General features: G+C 71.3%; 13 protein-coding genes and 1 riboswitch. Of the genes, 5 read left to right on the top strand and 8 right to left on the bottom strand.

Going from position 1 to position 17,374, the window contains the following annotated elements:
* Positions 1–62 precede the first annotated feature (62 nt).
* The 3 genes from AB0C35_RS28315 to AB0C35_RS28305 are packed head-to-tail and all read left to right on the top strand — an operon-like array spanning position 63 to position 4,107.
* Positions 63–1,994, top strand: a complete 1,932-nt coding sequence (locus AB0C35_RS28315; protein WP_358461981.1) for an AAA family ATPase — start codon at positions 63–65, stop codon at positions 1,992–1,994.
* A 14-nt stretch (positions 1,995–2,008) separates the two neighbouring features.
* The gene (locus AB0C35_RS28310) at positions 2,009–2,740 is read left to right on the top strand and encodes a 4Fe-4S single cluster domain-containing protein (protein ID WP_358461978.1); all 732 of its coding nucleotides are present in this window, start codon (positions 2,009–2,011) and stop codon (positions 2,738–2,740) included.
* Entirely contained in the window at positions 2,728–4,107 is a 1,380-nt protein-coding gene (locus AB0C35_RS28305; RefSeq protein WP_358461975.1) for an FHA domain-containing protein, read from the top strand. Before AB0C35_RS28310 ends, AB0C35_RS28305 begins: the two co-directional genes overlap by 13 nt.
* A gap of 107 nt (positions 4,108–4,214) precedes the next feature.
* On the opposite strand, the gene typA is transcribed toward AB0C35_RS28305, so the two are convergent.
* On the bottom strand, positions 4,215–6,068 hold the full coding sequence (gene typA, locus AB0C35_RS28300) for a translational GTPase TypA (protein WP_358461972.1): 1,854 nt from the start codon (positions 6,066–6,068) through the stop codon (positions 4,215–4,217).
* A 191-nt stretch (positions 6,069–6,259) separates the two neighbouring features.
* Positions 6,260–6,394, top strand: a riboswitch (cyclic di-AMP (ydaO/yuaA leader).
* A 7-nt stretch (positions 6,395–6,401) separates the two neighbouring features.
* Here typA and AB0C35_RS28295 point away from each other — a divergent pair.
* A complete protein-coding gene (locus tag AB0C35_RS28295; protein ID WP_358461969.1) occupies positions 6,402–7,415 on the top strand; it encodes a C40 family peptidase in 1,014 nt (337 codons plus the stop codon).
* Between the two features lie 42 nt (positions 7,416–7,457).
* On the opposite strand, the gene AB0C35_RS28290 is transcribed toward AB0C35_RS28295, so the two are convergent.
* The 3 genes from AB0C35_RS28290 to AB0C35_RS28280 form a co-directional block, all read right to left on the bottom strand.
* Positions 7,458–7,853 (bottom strand): (deoxy)nucleoside triphosphate pyrophosphohydrolase, encoded by a 396-nt coding sequence (locus tag AB0C35_RS28290; RefSeq protein WP_358461966.1) that lies wholly within the window; start codon positions 7,851–7,853, stop codon positions 7,458–7,460.
* Between the two features lie 19 nt (positions 7,854–7,872).
* The gene (locus tag AB0C35_RS28285; RefSeq protein WP_358462134.1) at positions 7,873–8,583 is read right to left on the bottom strand and encodes a Mut7-C RNAse domain-containing protein; all 711 of its coding nucleotides are present in this window, start codon (positions 8,581–8,583) and stop codon (positions 7,873–7,875) included.
* A 92-nt stretch (positions 8,584–8,675) separates the two neighbouring features.
* Positions 8,676–9,962, bottom strand: coding sequence for an amidohydrolase family protein (locus AB0C35_RS28280; RefSeq protein WP_358461963.1), 1,287 nt, complete (start codon positions 9,960–9,962; stop codon positions 8,676–8,678).
* A 60-nt stretch (positions 9,963–10,022) separates the two neighbouring features.
* On the opposite strand from AB0C35_RS28280, the gene AB0C35_RS28275 reads away from it, so the two are divergent.
* On the top strand, positions 10,023–10,547 hold the full coding sequence (locus AB0C35_RS28275; RefSeq protein WP_358461960.1) for a MarR family winged helix-turn-helix transcriptional regulator: 525 nt from the start codon (positions 10,023–10,025) through the stop codon (positions 10,545–10,547).
* A gap of 43 nt (positions 10,548–10,590) precedes the next feature.
* On the opposite strand, the gene AB0C35_RS28270 is transcribed toward AB0C35_RS28275, so the two are convergent.
* The 4 genes from AB0C35_RS28270 to AB0C35_RS28255 are packed head-to-tail and all read right to left on the bottom strand — an operon-like array spanning position 10,591 to position 17,335.
* Entirely contained in the window at positions 10,591–11,646 is a 1,056-nt protein-coding gene (locus AB0C35_RS28270) for an NlpC/P60 family protein (RefSeq protein WP_358461957.1), read from the bottom strand.
* Positions 11,643–12,275 (bottom strand): hypothetical protein, encoded by a 633-nt coding sequence (locus tag AB0C35_RS28265; protein WP_358461954.1) that lies wholly within the window; start codon positions 12,273–12,275, stop codon positions 11,643–11,645. Before AB0C35_RS28265 ends, AB0C35_RS28270 begins: the two co-directional genes overlap by 4 nt.
* A gap of 42 nt (positions 12,276–12,317) precedes the next feature.
* Positions 12,318–14,849: a type IV secretion system protein gene (locus AB0C35_RS28260; RefSeq protein WP_358461951.1), complete on the bottom strand. Its 2,532-nt coding sequence runs from the start codon at positions 14,847–14,849 to the stop codon at positions 12,318–12,320.
* Positions 14,846–17,335 (bottom strand): ATP-binding protein, encoded by a 2,490-nt coding sequence (locus tag AB0C35_RS28255; RefSeq protein WP_358461948.1) that lies wholly within the window; start codon positions 17,333–17,335, stop codon positions 14,846–14,848. Before AB0C35_RS28255 ends, AB0C35_RS28260 begins: the two co-directional genes overlap by 4 nt.
* Positions 17,336–17,374 lie beyond the last annotated feature (39 nt).

The following is a 17,374-nucleotide window of genomic DNA, read 5'->3' as shown; positions in this document are numbered from 1 at the left end:
TACTCGGATGAGCGGTGTGAACCGGGGGGCGCGGGGGTTCGTGACCCCGCGAGGGAGCATGTATGAGCATTGAATCGCCGACGCTCGGGGGGCGGCTGCAGGGCTGGCCGCCGTTCATCCGGGAGCTGGACGCGACCCTTTCGGTGCACTCCCAGTACGTCCTGTCGGGCAACCTGTACGACAGCTTCCTCGCGCCGCCGCTGGAGGGCGGCGGGGCGGCGCGGCTGCTGCCGCTGCGCGGGCTGCTGTGGGAGACGCTGCGGTCCAGCGGCGCGTCCTGCATGATCGTGTACGACCCGGTGGACGGCCTGCAGGTCTACCCGGGCGGCGGCGACGTGGGCGCGGACGAGGCCGCGCAGGCGGCCGAGGGGCTGCTCGGCAAGATCAAGGCCGATGACAAGCCGTCGCTGGAGGGGCTGACCCGGCATCTGGCCGCGGTGGCCCGGCCGAAGGAGAACATCCGCGCCGCGTTCGTGATCGACTCGGCGTCGCGGATCGCCCGGAGCCCGACGGACCTGGAGCCGGCCGAACGCGACTTCTTCCGGGTCTGCGCGAAGCTGTCGCGCAGCGCCCGGCCCGTCCGGGTGACGGGGCCGCGGCCGAAGCCGCTCTACAACCCGATCGTGTGGCTGGTGGAGCGGCCCGGTGACCTGCCGCCGTGGCTGACGACCGACAACGAGTCCATCCGCGAGATCACGATCCCGCGCCCGCATCTCGGCGACCGGCAGGAGACCGCGCGGCTGCTGGCCCGCGCGTTCGGGGTCAGCGACGTCGGGGCGGACGAGGTGGCCGCGGCGGCGTGCGACGCGTTCGCCGAGCAGGCCGACGGGCTCACCCTCCAGTCGATGATCGAGGTGACCCGGCTGGCCAAGGAGCGCAACGTCGACCTGGCCGATCTGCCGGACGCGGTCCGCACCTACAAGCTCGGCGTGCTCGACAACCCGTGGAGCCGCGGCCATCTGCGGCGCCGCGTGCTGGAGGGGGAGAAGCGCGTCCCGGATCGGGTGATCGGGCAGCCGCAGGCCGTCACCAAGACCCTCGACATACTGAAGCGGGCGGTGCTCGGCCTGTCGGGCGCGCAGGCGACCCGGTCCGGCAGCCGTCCGCGCGGGGTGCTGTTCTTCGCGGGCCCGACCGGCACCGGCAAGACGGAGCTGGCCAAGGCGATCACCGAGCTGGTCTTCGGGGACGAGTCGGCTTATCTCCGCTTCGACATGAGCGAGTTCTCCGGCGAGGGCTCCGGGGACCGGCTGATCGGGTCCCCGCCCGGGTACGTGGGCCACGAGGCGGGCGGGGAGCTGACCAACGCCGTCCGCGAGGACCCGTTCCGGGTCATCCTCTTCGACGAGATCGAGAAGGCGCACCCGCGGATCCTGGACAAGTTCCTCCAGATCCTGGAGGACGGCCGGCTCACCGACGGGCGCGGCAACACCGTGCACTTCTCCGAGTCCATCCTGATCTTCACCTCGAACCTGGGGATGTTCGTCCCCGGCCGCGACCTGACGACCCGCGCCGCGTCGGCGCACGGTGCGGCGGACGGGGTCTCGGCGGACAGAGTGCAGAACATCACACCGGGGATGTCGTACGAAGAGGTGGAGCAGCGCATCAAGACCGCCGTCGCCGACCATTTCACCGAGGTGCTCAACCGGCCGGAGCTGCTCAACCGGTTCGGCGACAACATCGTGGTGTTCGACTTCATCTCCGGCGAGGCGGCGCAGAAGATCTTCGATCTGCAGTTCGCGAACATCTGCAGGCGGGTGACCGACGAGCACCGGCTGGTCCTCGCCGTGAAGGGCGAGCCGCTGGAGAAGCTCCGCGGGTGGTGCACCGAGGAACTGGCCAAGGGCGGCCGCGGCATCGGCATGGCGCTGGAGTCGTACTTCGTCAACCCGCTGGCGCGCGCGCTGTTCGACCGCGAACTGGTGCCGGAGGAGAAGGTCACCGTGACGGGAATCCGGCGCGAGGGCAGCATCGTCCATCTGGATCTCCAGTGACCTCCGGACGGCCCGTGGCCGGAGGCGGCCGGGAGGAGACTCTGCTTCTCTCCAAGGCGCACTATCCGGTGACCACACTCGGCCCCGGCACCCGCGCGGGCATCTGGACGCAGGGCTGCACGCTGCACTGCCCAGGCTGCCTGTCGCGGGACACGTGGGACGCCGATCCAGGTAAGTCCGTGCCCGTCGGGGCGGTGCTCGGCTGGCTGGACTCCCTGCCGGGGCCGGTCGACGGGGTCACCGTCTCCGGTGGTGAGCCGTTCCAGCAGCCGGCCGCGCTGGCGTCCCTGCTGAGGGGGATCCGCGCGTGGCGAGACGACCGCGACCGTGAGACGATTGCGATGGACATATTGGTCTACAGCGGATATGTCTACTCTCGGCTCGACCGCATCGGAGAGACGCGCGAGATCCTGGACATGTGCGATGCCGTGATCACGGGGCCGTACGTCGACCGACTCAACCCTGGGGGGCGACACCCCGAGGGCGGCTCTCTACTCTGGAGAGGGTCGGCGAACCAGCGCGTCGTACCGCTGTCCCCGCTGGGGCGCGAACGGTACGGGGCACTGGCCGACATCGGGAAGACTGGAGATGAAACAGGGCCCCGAGTACAGGTGTCCGTGGACGAAGGGCCGGAGGGAAGGCGGGTGTACTACATCGGGATCCCGCGAAGAGGTGACATGGAGCGCCTCACGTCGAGGCTGGACCGCGCCGGGGTGCGCTCGGGGGATGTGTCATGGCGACCTTGAACTGTCCTGTCTGTGACGAGCCGTTCCAGCAGGGCGACCTGCTGTGCATGAGCTGCGGGGCCAACCTGGCCCGCGCCGGCGGCGGCGCCCACCGGCAGGCGCCGGGCGGGTACGACGACCAGCAGCGGCAGGGCTACCCGCCGCAGGGAGCACAGCAGGGCGGCCAGCAGTACGGCGCCCCGCCACAGCACGGCCAGCCGTACCAGCAGGCGCCCCAGCACGACCCGTACCAGCAGCAGGCGCCCCAGCAGCAGGCCCCGCACCAGCCGCCGGGCCCGCCCGGCCAGTCGCAGGACCCGTGGGGCCAGCCCCAGCAGCAGCAGGACCCGTGGGCGTCACCGCCCATGCCCCAGGCTTCCGAGCAGCACGGTCAGGCCCAGCCCGGGCAGCCCCAGCACGGTCAACCACAGCACGGTCAACCCCAGCACGGGCAGCCTCAACACGGGCAGCCTCAACACGGGCAGCCCCAGTACGGCCAGCCCCAGAACCAGCAGCACGGAGGGCAGCCCCAGCACGGCGGCGGCCAGCCGCCGATGCCGCAGCAGCAGGCGCCCGGGGACCCGTGGGGAGTGCCCCAGCAGCAACAGCAACAGCAGCAGCCGGACCCGTGGGGGCCGCCTCAGCCGCAGCAGCAGGCTCCGATGCAGGACCAGTACCAGCAGCCGGAGCAGCAGTACCCCCCGCCGGACCAGCAGTTCCCGCCGCAGGACCAGCAGTTCTCGCCGCCCCAGGACCAGTACCAGCAGCGCGAGCCGCAGTACCCGCCGCAGGACCAGTACCAGCAGCAGCCACAGCAGGACCAGTACGGCCTGCCGCAGCCCGGCCCGGCCGACCACCAGTTCGGCCAGCCGCCTCAGCAGCACGGCGGCGGCCAGCCGCCGATGCCGCCGCAGCACGGCCGTGAGGCGACGCTGCTGCCGCCCGACCACAACCAGGGTCAGCAGCGTCCACCGGCCCCGGACAGCACGGCGTTCATGTGCCCGTACTGCGAGGCGGTGCTGAGCAACCCCGGCGCCGCGCAGTGCGACTCGTGCCTGCGCCCGCTGCCGCAGAAGGGGACGCCGATCCTGCGTGTGATGTTCCCCACGGGCGAGCTGAAGGTCTCCGTCGGGCAGCATCTCGTGCTGGGCCGGGACGCGGGCCAGTCGCCCGTCGCGGCCACGTTCACGCAGTACGACAACGTGTCGCGCCGCCACTCCACGGTGTGGCTCGACCCGTCCGGGACGGCGTGGGTGCGTGACGAGGGCTCCACCAACGGGACGTTCGTCAACGGCGAACGGCTCCCCCGCGGCGTGGAGGCCCCCCTCCGCAACGGCGACCAGCTCCGCCTGGCCGCCGATGTGACCGGGACCGTCCAGCTGAACTGAGCAGCACGGCAGAGGGCGGCCCCGCGGTTCTCATGACCGCGGGGCCGCCCTCTGCGTTCGCCTGACCGTCGCTTCGCCAGACCGTCGTCCCGCCGGACGGGAACGAACTAGCCGGCGCGCTTGGTGCGGGCGCGCATGCGCTCGCGCTCTTTGGCGGCCAGCACCACCTTGCGGATGCGGACGGCGCGCGGGGTGACCTCGACGCACTCGTCCTCGCGGCAGAACTCCAGGGCCTCCTCCAGCGACAGCAGCCGCGGCGGGGTGAGCCGCTCCAGCTCGTCACCGGTGGACGACCGCATGTTCGTGAGCTTCTTCTCCTTGGTGATGTTGACGTCCATGTCGTCGGCCCGGGTGTTCTCCCCGACGATCATGCCCTCGTACACCTCGGTCGTCGGGCCGACGAAGAACGTGCCGCGGTCCTGCAGGTTCGTGATCGCGTACGCGGTGGCGGCGCCGGAGCGGTCGGCGACGAGGGAGCCGGACGGACGGGTCCGCAGCTCGCCGAACCAGGGCTCGTAGGCCTCGAACACGTGGTGCGCCATGCCGGTGCCGCGGGTCTCGGTCATGAACTCGGTGCGGAAGCCGATGAGGGCGCGCGCCGGGACCAGGAACTCCAGCCGGATCCAGCCGGTGCCGTGGTTGGTCATCTGCTCCATGCGGCCTTTGCGGACCGCCAGCAGCTGCGTGACGGCGCCGAGATGCTCCTCGGGGATGTCGATGGTGAGCCGCTCGACCGGCTCGTGCTTCTTGCCGTCGACGACCCTGACGACCACCTGCGGCTTGCCGACGGTCAGCTCGTAGCCCTCGCGGCGCATGTTCTCGACCAGGATCGCCAGGGCCAGCTCGCCGCGGCCCTGCACCTCCCACGCGTCGGGGCGCTCGGTCGGCAGCACCTTGATGGACACGTTGCCGACCAGCTCGCGCTCCAGCCGGTCCTTGACCATCCGGGCGGTGACCTTGGTGTTCTTCTCGCGTCCCGCCATCGGCCCGGTGTTGGTGCCGACCGTCATGGAGATCGCGGGCTCGTCCACGGTGATCAGCGGCAGCGGACGCGGGTCGTCGGGGTCGGCGATGGTGTCGCCGATCATGATGTCGGGGATGCCGGCGATCGCGATGATGTCGCCCGGCCCCGCCTCCTGCGCGGGCTTGCGGTCGAGCGCGTCGGTCATCAGCAGCTCGGTGATCTTCACCCGCTCGATGCTGCCGTCATGGCGGCACCAGGCGACCTGCTGGCCCTTCTTGATCGTCCCGGCGTGCACCCGGCACAGCGCGATCCGGCCGAGGTAGCTGGAGGCGTCCAGGTTGGTGACGTGCGCCCGCAGCGGGACGTCCGGGTCGAAGGACGGCGCCGGGATCGTCTCGGTGATGACCTTGAACAGCGGTTCCAGGTCGTCGCTGCCGGGCATGGTGCCGTCGGCGGGCTTGTCCAGCGACGCCCGTCCGGCGCGGCCCGACGCGTACACGATCGGGAAGTCGATCTGGTCCTCGTCGGCGTCGAGGTCCATGAACAGCTCGTACGTCTCGTCCACGACCTCGTCGATGCGGGCGTCGGGGCGGTCGGTCTTGTTCACGACGAGGATCACCGGCAGCCGCGCGGCGAGCGCCTTGCGCAGCACGAAGCGGGTCTGCGGGAGCGGGCCCTCGCTGGCGTCCACCAGCAGGACGACGCCGTCCACCATGGACAGCCCGCGCTCCACCTCGCCGCCGAAGTCGGCGTGGCCCGGGGTGTCGATGATGTTGATCGTCATCCCGTTGTGCCGCACGGCGGTGTTCTTGGCGAGAATGGTGATCCCCTTCTCGCGCTCCAGGTCGTCGGAGTCCATCACGCGGTCATCGACGTTCTGGTTCTCCCGGAAGGCCCCGGACTGCCAGAGCATGGCGTCGACCAGCGTCGTCTTTCCGTGGTCGACGTGAGCGACGATCGCGACGTTCCGGAGGTCATCGCGCGTGGAGATGGGCATGCGGGGCTCGCCTTGGGTGAGAGTTCGGGATCCGCCGCAGAAACACGGCATCGGCCATTCTACTTGCCCGTGCCCGCACCCCGTTCGGAGAAGGCCGCCCCATCCGTCACCGGGGCCCCGATTCGCCAACTTTGCTCGTTCTTTGTAATCTGCCCGAGATCCGGTCGTCCGGAGCCCCCTCCCCCGGGGCTGCGACCGGAGCGCCGAATCTCCCGCGTACGGGAGAGCCGGGGACCCAGGTCCCTGGGGTGAATCGACGTACGTCGTAGGGCGACTCCTGGCCCGAACCCGTCAGCTAACCCGGTAGGCGCGCGAGGAGAGGAGAACACCGGCTTGGCACCGGCTCCACAACGGTGGCGGCGCTTCACGCCCGCCGCCACGGCCACGATGCTCCTGATCGGCCTCGGCGCCACCGCGCCCGTCGCCGCCCACGCCTCGTCGCCGTTCCAGCTAGCCGCCGCGGTCTCCCCGACCCCCACTCCGACGACGGAGGAGGGGCTGCGCAAAAGCCTGGACGCGCTGAACGAAGAGGCCGAGATCCTCACCGAGAAGTTCAACAAGACACGCGTGGACCTGGGCAACGCCAAGAAGGCCGAGTACGCCGCCGCCAAGCAGGCCGCGGCGCTGCGCGCCCAGGCGGCCCCCGCCCGCGAGCAGCTCGGACGGATGGCCGCCGCGAACTACATGACCGGCGCCCCCGACGTGATCTTCGGCGCCGACGGCTCGCCCGAGGGGCTGTCCGAACGCGCCTACCTGACGCAGAGCCAGATCACCACCGTCCAGGCGCTGCAGAAGCAGATCAAGCAGGCCGAGACCGCGCAGCGCACCGCCGAGGCGAAGACGGCGCAGGTTCAGAAGGCCACCGCGGACGCCGAGAAGGCCCGCGAGGCGGCCAGGCAGAAGGTCGCCGAGGTGACTAAGCGCCTCGACAAGCTGACCACCACGCGCGTCAGCGACCCCCGCAGCGGCCTGCGCGCGACCGTGAAGGGCTCGGGCGCACCGGCCGACATGGCCCGCAAGGCGCTCACCAAACTCGGCTCGCCGTACGTGTGGGCCGCCGCTGGGCCGAACAGCTTCGACTGCTCAGGGCTCGTCGTTTGGGCCTACGCCCAGATCGGCAAGCGCGGGCTCCCGCACTACACCGGCGCCCTGTACGGACTCGGTTCCAAGGTCTCCAGGAGCCAGCTCCGCTCGGGCGACCTGGTCTACTTCGGCGGCAGCCTCCACCACATGGGCATCTACCTCAGCGACGGCAAGTACCTGCACGCCCCGCAGACCGGCGATGTGGTGAAGATCTCCAAGATGTCGGACCGCTCCGACTACGCGGGCGCCAACCGCATCTCCTGAGAAGACGTCGGGGGCTTCCCGCGGCGCGGCGGGAAGCCCTCGTCACTTTTCCAAGCCGCGTTCGGCGAGGGCGCCGATGACGGGGAGGTCGCCGGGGAGCCAGGCGACGTCGTACAGCTCGTCCGGGGTCAGCCAGCGGAGGGCCAGGTGTTCCAGGGCCTGCGGCTCGCCCTCGATGATCTGTGCGGTCCACACCCGCAGCAGGCTGCGTTCACTCAGGCGCCAGTCGCCGCCGATCCGGCCGGTCAGCCGGATCTTGATGGCGAGTTCCTCGTGGCACTCGCGCACCAGCGCGTCCTCGTCCGTCTCGCCCGGGTCGACCTTTCCGCCGGGCAGCTCCCAGCCGCCGGCCATGTGCGGCGGTTCGGCGCGCTGCGCGCTCAGCAGCCGTCCATCGGAAATGATCGCCGCACCGACCACCACGAGATCTTTCGCCACCGGCTCCTCTTCCCTGCTGTCAGACGGCGCTTCCGGCCCGTCCGGTCTCGACCTGGCGTGTCGCGGCCCGGACGATCTCCTCCAGGTGGCCGCCGTGCGCGCCGCGCCAGTAGAGCTGACCACAGTCCGCGCAGCGGCCGTAGACGTCGTAGCTGCGGCGGGTGCCCGCCTCCAGGTCGCCCTCGATCTCCTGCTTGTCGACCGGGACGAGTTCACCGTTGCACGCGGTGCAGCGCGTCCACGGGCGGAGCACGGGAGCGAACCGGTCCAGGAGGTCGCGGAGCTGGTCGTCCGGGCGGGAGCCGCGGACGTACGCGCCGAACCACAGCGCGCGGCGGCGGAGGAGCCCGCGGTCCTGGGTGAGCAGGACGCGGTGTTCGTCGTTGGCCTGGACGACGAGCGCCGGGTCGTCCATGTCGTTGTGGTAGGCGGTGTCGAGGCCGAGGAGGCGCATCCGCCGGGCCAGCGTGCCCAGGTGCACGTCCAGGAGGAAGCGGGGGGCGACCTGGCCGGGATCCAGCGGGACGGGCTGCGGGCGCGGCACCGCCTCCACGCGTACGTCGGCGCCGGGGTCCGGGCGGGTGCCGGGACCGGCCGGGTCACCGTCGACGGTCATCGGGCCGGCCTCGGGCAGCGGGACGCCGAGCGACTCCACGAGGTGGCCCAGCGTCGAGGTCCCGTCGTAGGCCAGCCGGTTCACGGTCTCCCGCCGCGCGGCGGGCAGGAACATCAGCAGCTCGTCGGCGACTCGGATGGTTATCTCGGGCTCCACGCCGATCAGCATGCCACGCGTACCGGCGGTTCCCCGCCGCATTATTCGCGTCAGGCGGCGGTCAGGCGTCCGGCCGAGGCCGTGAGCGAGGTCAGCAGGGACGGGACGTCGTGGCCCTGCAGGGCTCCCCCGCGCTTGACCGCGCGGCCGCCGACGAGGACGGTGTCGACGTTGCGGGTGTCGGCGGCGAGGACCACGGCCGCGATGGGGTCGTGGGCCGCCGCGACACCCAGCGTGTCGGTGCGCAGGACGAGGACGTCCGCCTTCTTGCCCGGGGTCAGGGAGCCCGTGACGTCCGCGAGGCCGGCGGCCTCGGCACCCTCGATTGTGGCCATCCGCAGCGCGTCGGCGGCGGTGAACCGGAGGCCGGCGCCGTCCGGGCGTCCGCGCTCCAGGAAGTAGGCGGCCCGCATCACGGAGAACATGTCCCCCGGGCCGCTGACGACGGTGTCGGCGCCGAGCCCGGTCGGGACGCCCGCCGCACGGGCCCGGCCGGTGGGCGGCGGGCCGATGTCCAGGGCGGCCTCGATGCCGGGGGCGACGGAGACCGTCCCGCCGTGGGCGGCGATCCGTTCGAAGGTTTCGCCGGTGTAGAAGTTGGCGTGCACGTACATCGTCGGGTGCTCCATCAGCCCGTTGGCGTCGAGGAACGCCAGACCGCGCGCGGCGCTCTCGGCGCCGTAGCCGCCCATGTGCGTGGTGACGGGCAGGGCGAGGTCGCGGGCCAGCCTCCATTCGAGGAGCGCGCGCTCCTCACCGGCGATCTCGGGGCCGGCCGCGGCCATGCTCATCGTGACCGTCCCGCCGGGCGTGTCGAAGTACTCGCGGCGGACGCGAGTCGTCTCGGCGGCGAGTGCGCCGAGGTCGTCGTCGGCGCCGTAGCAGTAGGCGAACACGGCCCGGACGCCCGACGCGCGCAAGGCGGCGACGGCGGCGTCCGTGTGGCCGGGGCCGAGCTGGATGTGCGACCAGTCGACCAGGGTGGTGACGCCGGAGTCGAGGCACTCCAGGGCACCGGCGAGGGTTCCGGTGTACACGTCGTCGGGACGGTACCGGGGCGCGAGGTCGCGGATGACGCGGTCCACGTAGGCGGGGAGGGTGCTGTCGGGGAGGATCGCGCGGATGCCCGCCTGCCAGGTGTGCCGGTGGGTGTCGACGAAACCCGGGACGACGATGTGACCCGTCGCGTCGATCACCTCGGTACCGGGGGGAGCCTGCCGTTCGGGGCCCACCGCGGTGATCCGGTCGTCCTCGATGAGCACATCGGCGTGTCCGAGCACGGCCGGTGCGGGCACGGTGTCGATGACCAGGCCGTTTCGCAGAAGCAATGAAGTCATGCGTAAAGGTTAGAGAGAAGCTTTCTAAAAAGCAATGTGCGGAGCGAGTATTCTCGGGTCGTGCAGGCAGACGACGGCGGGCCACGCGACGACATCGACGGAGTGGCGCAGACGTGGCGGCGGGACGGCCTGCCCGAACCGCTGATCGCGATGCTGGAGGTCAGCAAGCGCGCCGGGCGGATCACCATGCTGGTCCAGCAGGCCATGCGCGCCGAACTCACCGGACTCGGACTCACCTACGCCGAGTTCGAGGTGCTGACCGTCCTGCGCCGCGCGGGCGAGCCGTACCGGCAGCGTCCGAGCGAGCTCACCCGGTCGGCGTTCCTCACCTCGGGCGGGACGAGCAACGTCCTGCAGCGGCTCCAGAGGGCCGGATACGTCGAGCGGGAGGCCAACGCGGGAGACGCCCGGAGCCGCTTCGTCCAGCTCACCGGGGAGGGGCTGCGCGTCACCGAGCGTGCGATGGAGGCGTCGCGCGTCGCCCACGAGGAGATCCTGGCGGGGGTGCCGCCCGAAGACGTCCGGGAGGCGGCCGACGCACTGCGGGACATCGTGCTCGTCATCGGCAGGCGCCGGTTCCGGTGATGGCGGCCGGAGGGAGCCGGTGGCTCAGCGCCCTGCCACCCGTTCAGCCGCCCGGCCGCGCCCCGGCCAGCTCGCTGACCTTCCTCTTGAAGTCGGGCCGGGCGAGGGGCCGGGTCACGCCCACCCAGTCGGAGCGCTTGTAGGGCTTCACGCCGATCGCCGGGACGCATGTCGAGCAGCTCGCCACGATCATCTTGTTGTCGTCGATCACCATTCCGACATGGCCGGGATTGTTCGACGACGTCCCCGGGCCGGAGTTGAAGAACACCAGGTCGCCGGGCTGCTCGTCGCCCTTGTCGATCTTCACGCCGAACGGCCACTGCTGGAAGGTCGTGCGCGGGATGTCGAGGCCGACCGTCCGGTAGGCGGCCTGGAGGAGGCTGGAGCAGTCCCACGCGTCGGGGCCGTTGGCGCCGAACACGTACGGCTTGCCGCGCTGCGCCATCGCGAAGGAGATGATCCGCTTGACGATGTCGCCGACGTCCGCGGGCAGCTCGTTGTCCTCACAGTTGACGCCGGTCGCCTGGACGACCTCGAAGTCGCCGCCGACATATCGCTCGGCCCACTCCAGGACGAGGTTCACGTAGTCCCACGAGTGGTTGTAGGCGAAGAGCGCGGACCGCATCCGGTCCGGGGCACCCGAGTGCTTGAGGTAGTTGGCGGCGGAGGGGATCGCGTCCTCCGGGTCGTAGCGGTCCTTGCGGCCGTCCTTGTTCCCGTCCACCCCGAACGACTTGAACGTCGCGGCGAGGAACTGCATGGGCCCGCCGGCGCCCGCATAGTTCTCGCCACTGGCGACACCGGGAAGGTTCGACCTGCCGTGGTCGGTCTCGACCTTGCCGACGGCGGCCAGCAGGTTCCAGGGGATGCCGTACTTCTTGCCCGCGTCCCTGTAGATGCCGAGGTAGTTCGAGGGGATGGCCTGCGCGTCGTCGGCCGCCTCGGGCTGGGCCCCGGCCTCCGATACGTCCACGCAGTTGGAGCCGTGGCCGAACATGAACCGCCCCCCGCCGAACAGGAGCGGAACGAAGATCAGCCCTGCGAACATCATCGCAGCGACGCCGAGCGCCCCGACGATCAGCATGCTGCGGACGGTCATCCCGTGTCACCCGCCTGCCCCACGTCCGCAGGCTGGAAGGCGTACACCCTCAGCGAGCCGCCTTCCCTCGCCACGGTCACCGCGTACTGCTTGCTGTCGCTGCTCCCGGTGTCGCCCTCGGTGATCTGCTGCCGGCCCGTCACCACGAAGACGATCGAGTTGTCCTCGATGTTGCGCACCCGGTCGAGGGTCGCCGAACCCTCCGCGACGATCTGGTCCCGGCGCCGTTCCTCCAGCAGCCCGGGCGTCGCCGCGTCCCGTTCGAGTTGTGCCCGGAGCTCGCCGGTGACCAGGCCCGACAGCCGTCCCGTGTAGGTCTGGGGCGTCTCGTCGAAACGGTACGTCCCGTACGCGGCGACGAAACGGCGCGCCAGGTCCGCCGCGGTGGCGAACTCCGTCTGGGAGAACGGCAGCAGCCGGTAGATGTCGAAATCGCCCGGGTTGACGGCGCCCTCGATCCCCGGCGGCGATGACGCCGGGGTGGTCGGGGCGCCCGTGGCGGCAGGCCCCGGGCCCGGATCGTCCGCCTCGCCTCCGGGCCCGGCGACCGTCAGGTAGACGCCGACGGCGGCGAGTACGACCACGAGCCCTGCGAAGAGAAGCCTGCGCCGGCGGTCGTTCAGGTTCATCGCTGAGTCTTCTTCATTCTCGGGGGGCCTGGTGGGTGAGATTCACTCGTCGTCTCGGTCACCGGACGGTCGGTCCGGTGGACGCAGCCAGAACGGCAGCGGCGGACCCTCCTGCTCACCGCGCCTGCCCCACAGCGGTGGAGCCTGCGGCCGTTCGCCCTGCGGCCGGGATCCCGAAGGGGCGCCGCCCGCGCCGCCCCGCGGCCTGGGGACGTTCGATCCGCGGTCGCCCGACCCGCCGCCGGAACCACCGGAACCACCGCCGGAACCACCGGAGCCGCCGCCCGAAGCGCCGCCCGAGCGGCCGCGGCCGCGGTCGGCGGGACCGGACGAACGCCCGCTGCCGCCGAACCAGCCGCCGCCCCCACCGCCACCATTGCCAGAGCCGCCACCGTTGCCGGAGCCGTTGCCTCCGCCGGACCCGCCGGACCCGCCGGACCTTCCACCGGAACCGCCCGAGCCACCCGAGCCGCCCGAGGGGCCGTTGCCGCCTGACCCGCCTCCGCCTCCGCCGGTGATGCCGCCGCCGGTTCCGCCGCGTCCCGTCCAGGAGGCCGGGCGGGCGGTCCCCGTGCCGGAGCCCGCACCGGGGGACTTCCGTCCGCCGCCGCCCGCTCTGGCGCCGGCCACGCCGCCCGCGACACCGCCCGGACGTGCCGCGCCCGCCGCCGCACCACCGGCGGCGCCGCCGTCGGAGGGCTGGTCGCCGAGGGCACCCGCGCGGGACGGCAGGTTCAGCGGAGGAGCACCCCGCCGGGAACGTCCCGCCTGCGCCGCCGCGGCACCCGCGCCGCGCGGCTTGGCCGCGAGCACCGGCGCGTCCTCCGGCGACGGGCCCTCGCCCTCGCCGGCGGCCCGCCGGTCGGCCGCCACCGCCGTTCCGGGAGTCACATCGCCCTGTGCGGCCGGGGCGACGGCCTCGGAGGTCGCCTCGCGCCTGGCCCAGCGGGCGAAACCCGCACCGGCCGCGCCCGGTGCCGCGGTGGCGACCGCCATCGTGCTCCGGCGCGCCTCGGTGACGGACCTGTTGAGCTGTGCCTCGCTCTTCTCACGCGCCCCCACGGCGCCGTAGCCCACCGCGGAGAACAGATGCTGGAACGGCCTTCGGTAGACGAACGCCGCGAACGTCACCAGCGCGATGAGCAGGATCTGCAGCCCCCACGGCAGTGCCTCACCGAGGATCAGCCCGTACGCCCACAGCAGCAGCGACAGCACGCCGATCAGCGCCGCCTGTTTCAGCAGCATGGACAGCAGCAACTCCAGCCATCGGATGGCGATCACCCGTCCGATGCCGGGATGGATCCCGATCCCGAGGAAGATGGGCCCCGCCACCAGGAGCAGCAGGAACGCGATCTTCACCACGATCAGCGCGATGGCGATGACCATGATGAGGATGCCCGCGATGAGCGCCGCGAACAGTGCGCCGAACGCGACCGCCAGCCGGTTCTCCCAGTTCTTGCCCTGGAAGAGCGCGTAGGTGTCGGGATGCTCCTCCTTGATGTTCTTGGTCACGTCCTTGTAGGCGTCGGCCTTCTTCCCGAGGTCGGCCTGGTTGTTGGGGCCGTACGTCTCCGGCAGGTCGACCGCCTGCGACCAGAGCAGCTTGTCGGCGTTCTCCTTGACGATCTTCGCGTTGGGATCGGTGGTGCCGAACTCGCCCTGCAGCCACGGCTTGCAGACCAGGGCCACCCACAGTCTGTTCGCGTTGCGGGATGTCTCGTCCAGGTTCTCCGACGCCGCCGGATCCGGTTTGCCGTCGGGTCTCGGGATGCATATCCCGCCCTCGGTGTTGCTCTGCGGCAACGCGGCGTTGAACGCGGCGCTCGTCGCCTCCGACGTCTGCGTTCCGAGCGTGGTGAAGTCCGAAGGCCGCGCGATCAGCCAGACCAGCGCCACCATCGCGACGACCATCCAGATCACGCCCTCGGTGACCTTGCTCGCCCGCTTGCGGACCAGGCCCCACCAGGCCAGCCACATCGCACCGAGGATGACCACCCAGGACCAGTAGCGCGCGTTGAACGTCTCGCCCATGTCGCTGATGACGCCGTCGACGGTGTCCTTCAGCCAGTCGAGCAGGGACGGCGACGCGGCCGCCTGGTAGACGCTGATCGTGGTCCGGTCGACCGCCCGGACGAGCGTGAACACGGTGTTGGCGATGGCGTTGCCCGTCATCGCCATCGCGTCCGAGCAGCCCATGTCGACCGCGTACCAGGACTGCCCGGCCATGCCGTACCGGTCGTAGTAGGTCAGATTCTCGACCGGCGTGTTCTTCAGCTTCTCGCTCGGGTAGTCCGGCGGCTTGATCATGCCGTCCGTTCCCGAGGCGTACCGCTCCGGCGCCGGGTTGTCCGCCGGGCTGCACAGGTCGTTCGGAGTCCACGGGTCCGGGATCGCCGCCGACGCGGGCGACAGCGGCCCCAGCATGAACAGCGCCATGAAGGTCAGCAGCATCACCGAGCGGCGGGTGCGCGGGCGCCTGCGGCGGCGCCGGGTCCGGCGGTCGAGGACCGCGCGGTCGAGCCCTTCGCCGGGTGAGCGCTGCAGGCGCGCCATCCGGTCGCGGGGACCCCTCATCGACTGACCTCCTCGACCTCGGCCCCCGCGGCGGTGAGTTCGGGTGAGCCCGGATGGGACCGGGTCGGGTTGGTGTCCAGCCAACGCTGCAGTTCCTCGGAGATCAGGTCGACGCCGATGCGTCCCGCTCGGCCGTCGAGGTCACGGAAGACGCACTCGCCGTTGCCGAGGTTGCGCAGCACGGCCTTGTGCTCGTCGGACGCCTCCACGCCGAGGAGCGACATGACGTTGCTTACCTCGACGCGTTCGGTGGAACGGAAGGAGAACACCGACGACAGGCAGTTGGTCACCTGCTCGTTCAGCAGGTCGCCCGCGTTCTGGGAGACGAGGATCAACGCGGTGTTGCGGGACCGGCCCATCCGCGACACCTCGGGCACCAGCTTGGCGCCCTCGGGCGTCGCGGTGATGGCCCATGCCTCGTCCAGGAAGATCGCCTTGGGCAGCCGCCGGTCGAGCCCGTGCATGAGCCGCCGCGCGAACTGCGACACCAGGTACATCAGCGCGACCGACAGCCGCTGCTCGTAGGAGTAGTCCTCCCGCGAGATCGCGACGTCCGGGAGGGTCAGGCCGCCCAGCGTGAACACCGTCGTCCAGCCGGCGGTGTCGATGCGCTCGCCGCCGGACGGGTCGAAGCACAGCCGCGCCAGATGCATCTCCGACATCGACCGGAGCACCGCGCCGAGGTTCTTGGACGCGGGGTCCTCGGTCGCCTCGAGATGGTCGACGACGCGTCCGAGCGACGGCCGTTCCGCGTTCGCGACCGCGCTGACCGCCTGGATCATCGCGGATTCGCGCTCCTCCGACATCCTCGGCAGCAGCAGCCGCAGCGTCTCGGTCGCCATCATCTTCTTCGTCGCGAGGTCGTCGCCGAACGAGAACGGGTCGAGCAGGCCGGGCGCCGCGGAGCCGAGCGGCAGGATCCGCGCCTGGCGGCCCCGCGACTTCAGCAGCTCCACCAGCGACTCCGCGTCGCCCTTCGGGTCGATCGCCGCGATCGTCACGCCGCGCAGCGCCATCTGGTAGATCAGCAGCAGCGCGAGGGTGGTCTTGCCGCCGCCGGGCTCACCGGTGATCGCCACGGCGGTCGGACGGTTCCGCGCCGCGGCGACGAGCGGGTCGAAGTGCACGATGGCGCGGGCGCGGCCGAGCGTCTCACCGATGTACGGGCCGATCCAGCCCTCGTCGTGCTCGTCCGGGCGGTCGCCCAGGTCGACCGTCGCGATCGGCATGCCGCCCGCGATCGTCCGCAGCGGCTGGCGCTGCGCGTAGGCGTTCAGCCTGATCTGGTCGCCGGGCAGCGACTCCAGGAACAGCGAGAACTGGTCGCCGGTCGAGTTGACCACGTCGATGCCGATGTCGCGGTAGTGCTCCACGACCGCGTCCACCCGCTGGGCGAGCAGGTCCTCGGTCGGCGCGGACACGATCAGCCGGTGCCACCCGTACACGAACGGCAGCCGCTCCTTGGTGATGCCGTGCTCCAGCATCCGCGCCGCGTCGATCTGCTCCGCCAGCGCGATCGGCGCCTCCGCGCCCGCCTCCCGGATGTGCTGGTCCATGTCGCGGGCGTGCGCCAGCTTTCGCGAGACGTCCTTGGACGCCTTCGCCGGCGGGATCAGCTTCATCCGCGCGCTGATCTCCACGGGGAACGGGAGGGCGTCGGCGTAGTGGAGCCACGGTTCGCCGTCCGGGAACGGCATCAGGTCCGGGAACCGCGCGAACGACAGGTACGCGACGTACGACGCGGCCGTCGCGCCACCGCCCGCACCCGTGAAGTTCGGCTGCTCCACCCTCAGGTAGGAGCGCCCGTTGTGAATGGCGCCCTCGACGAGCGACTCGATCTCGCCTTTGCCCCACGTCCGGCGCGACACGGCGGACGGCGGCGGATCCGCCAGCGAACCCGACACCGCGTGCTGGAACAGCCACGCCACTTCGTTGGAGGTGGCGTGCCTCGCGTACAGGGCCGATCCGCCGAGTGCGCGCCCGACCCGCTCGGCCTGGTCCGTCCAGCGCGCGATCTCCTTCTTGTCGATCGCGTCGTCGTGGACGCCCAGAACGTTCTCGCTGCGCTTGTAGAAGCCGAGGAACTGCGACAGCACGCCGCCGGACAGCTGCGCGCCCATGCCGCGCGGCCCGAGCCGGACCCCGAGGTAGACCTCTTTGGTCCAGAAGTCCTTGGCCCACACGTGCGCGTAGGTCTCCTCCAGGTACTCCCGCCACCCGGGCCCGGCGTCGGACGTGCGGTCCAGCGCCAGCGCCCAGTCCGCCGCCGGATACGTCCGGTGCGCGATTCGCAGGTGCACCTCGGCGTCCTGCATGCGGATGCCGGCGAGCGCGATGGTGATGTTGGTGGCGAGCGCCTCGCGCTCCTCCCCCGTGGTGAACTCGTACGACACCGTGGGCAGCCGGAAGTACGCCCAGGCGGCGGTGTCGGTGAACAGCACGCGGTCGTCGAAGTACCGCACGGCCAGCCTGCTGGACTTGCTCACGCCCTCACCCCCACCGCGGTCCATTGTCCCGGCGCGCCG

Source organism: Spirillospora sp. NPDC048819, from assembly GCF_040650055.1.
Lineage (GTDB): Bacteria > Actinomycetota > Actinomycetes > Streptosporangiales > Streptosporangiaceae > Spirillospora.
The sequence above is the reverse complement of the archived record's forward strand: the minus strand, read 5'-3'. Positions and strand labels throughout refer to the sequence as shown.

Excerpts from the sequence above, each read along its gene's own strand:
- AB0C35_RS28270 (WP_358461957.1), bottom strand. The coding sequence starts at position 11,646 with ATGACCGTCCGCAGCATGCTGATCGTCGGGGCGCTCGGCGTCGCTGCG.
- AB0C35_RS28260 (WP_358461951.1), bottom strand. The coding sequence starts at position 14,849 with ATGAGGGGTCCCCGCGACCGGATGGCGCGCCTGCAGCGCTCACCCGGC.
- AB0C35_RS28305 (WP_358461975.1), top strand. The coding sequence starts at position 2,728 with ATGGCGACCTTGAACTGTCCTGTCTGTGACGAGCCGTTCCAGCAGGGC.
- AB0C35_RS28315 (WP_358461981.1), top strand. The coding sequence starts at position 63 with ATGAGCATTGAATCGCCGACGCTCGGGGGGCGGCTGCAGGGCTGGCCG.
- AB0C35_RS28280 (WP_358461963.1), bottom strand. The coding sequence starts at position 9,962 with ATGACTTCATTGCTTCTGCGAAACGGCCTGGTCATCGACACCGTGCCC.
- typA (WP_358461972.1), bottom strand. The coding sequence starts at position 6,068 with ATGCCCATCTCCACGCGCGATGACCTCCGGAACGTCGCGATCGTCGCT.
- AB0C35_RS28265 (WP_358461954.1), bottom strand. The coding sequence starts at position 12,275 with ATGAACCTGAACGACCGCCGGCGCAGGCTTCTCTTCGCAGGGCTCGTG.
- AB0C35_RS28285 (WP_358462134.1), bottom strand. The coding sequence starts at position 8,583 with ATGTTCCTGCCCGCCGCGCGGCGGGAGACCGTGAACCGGCTGGCCTAC.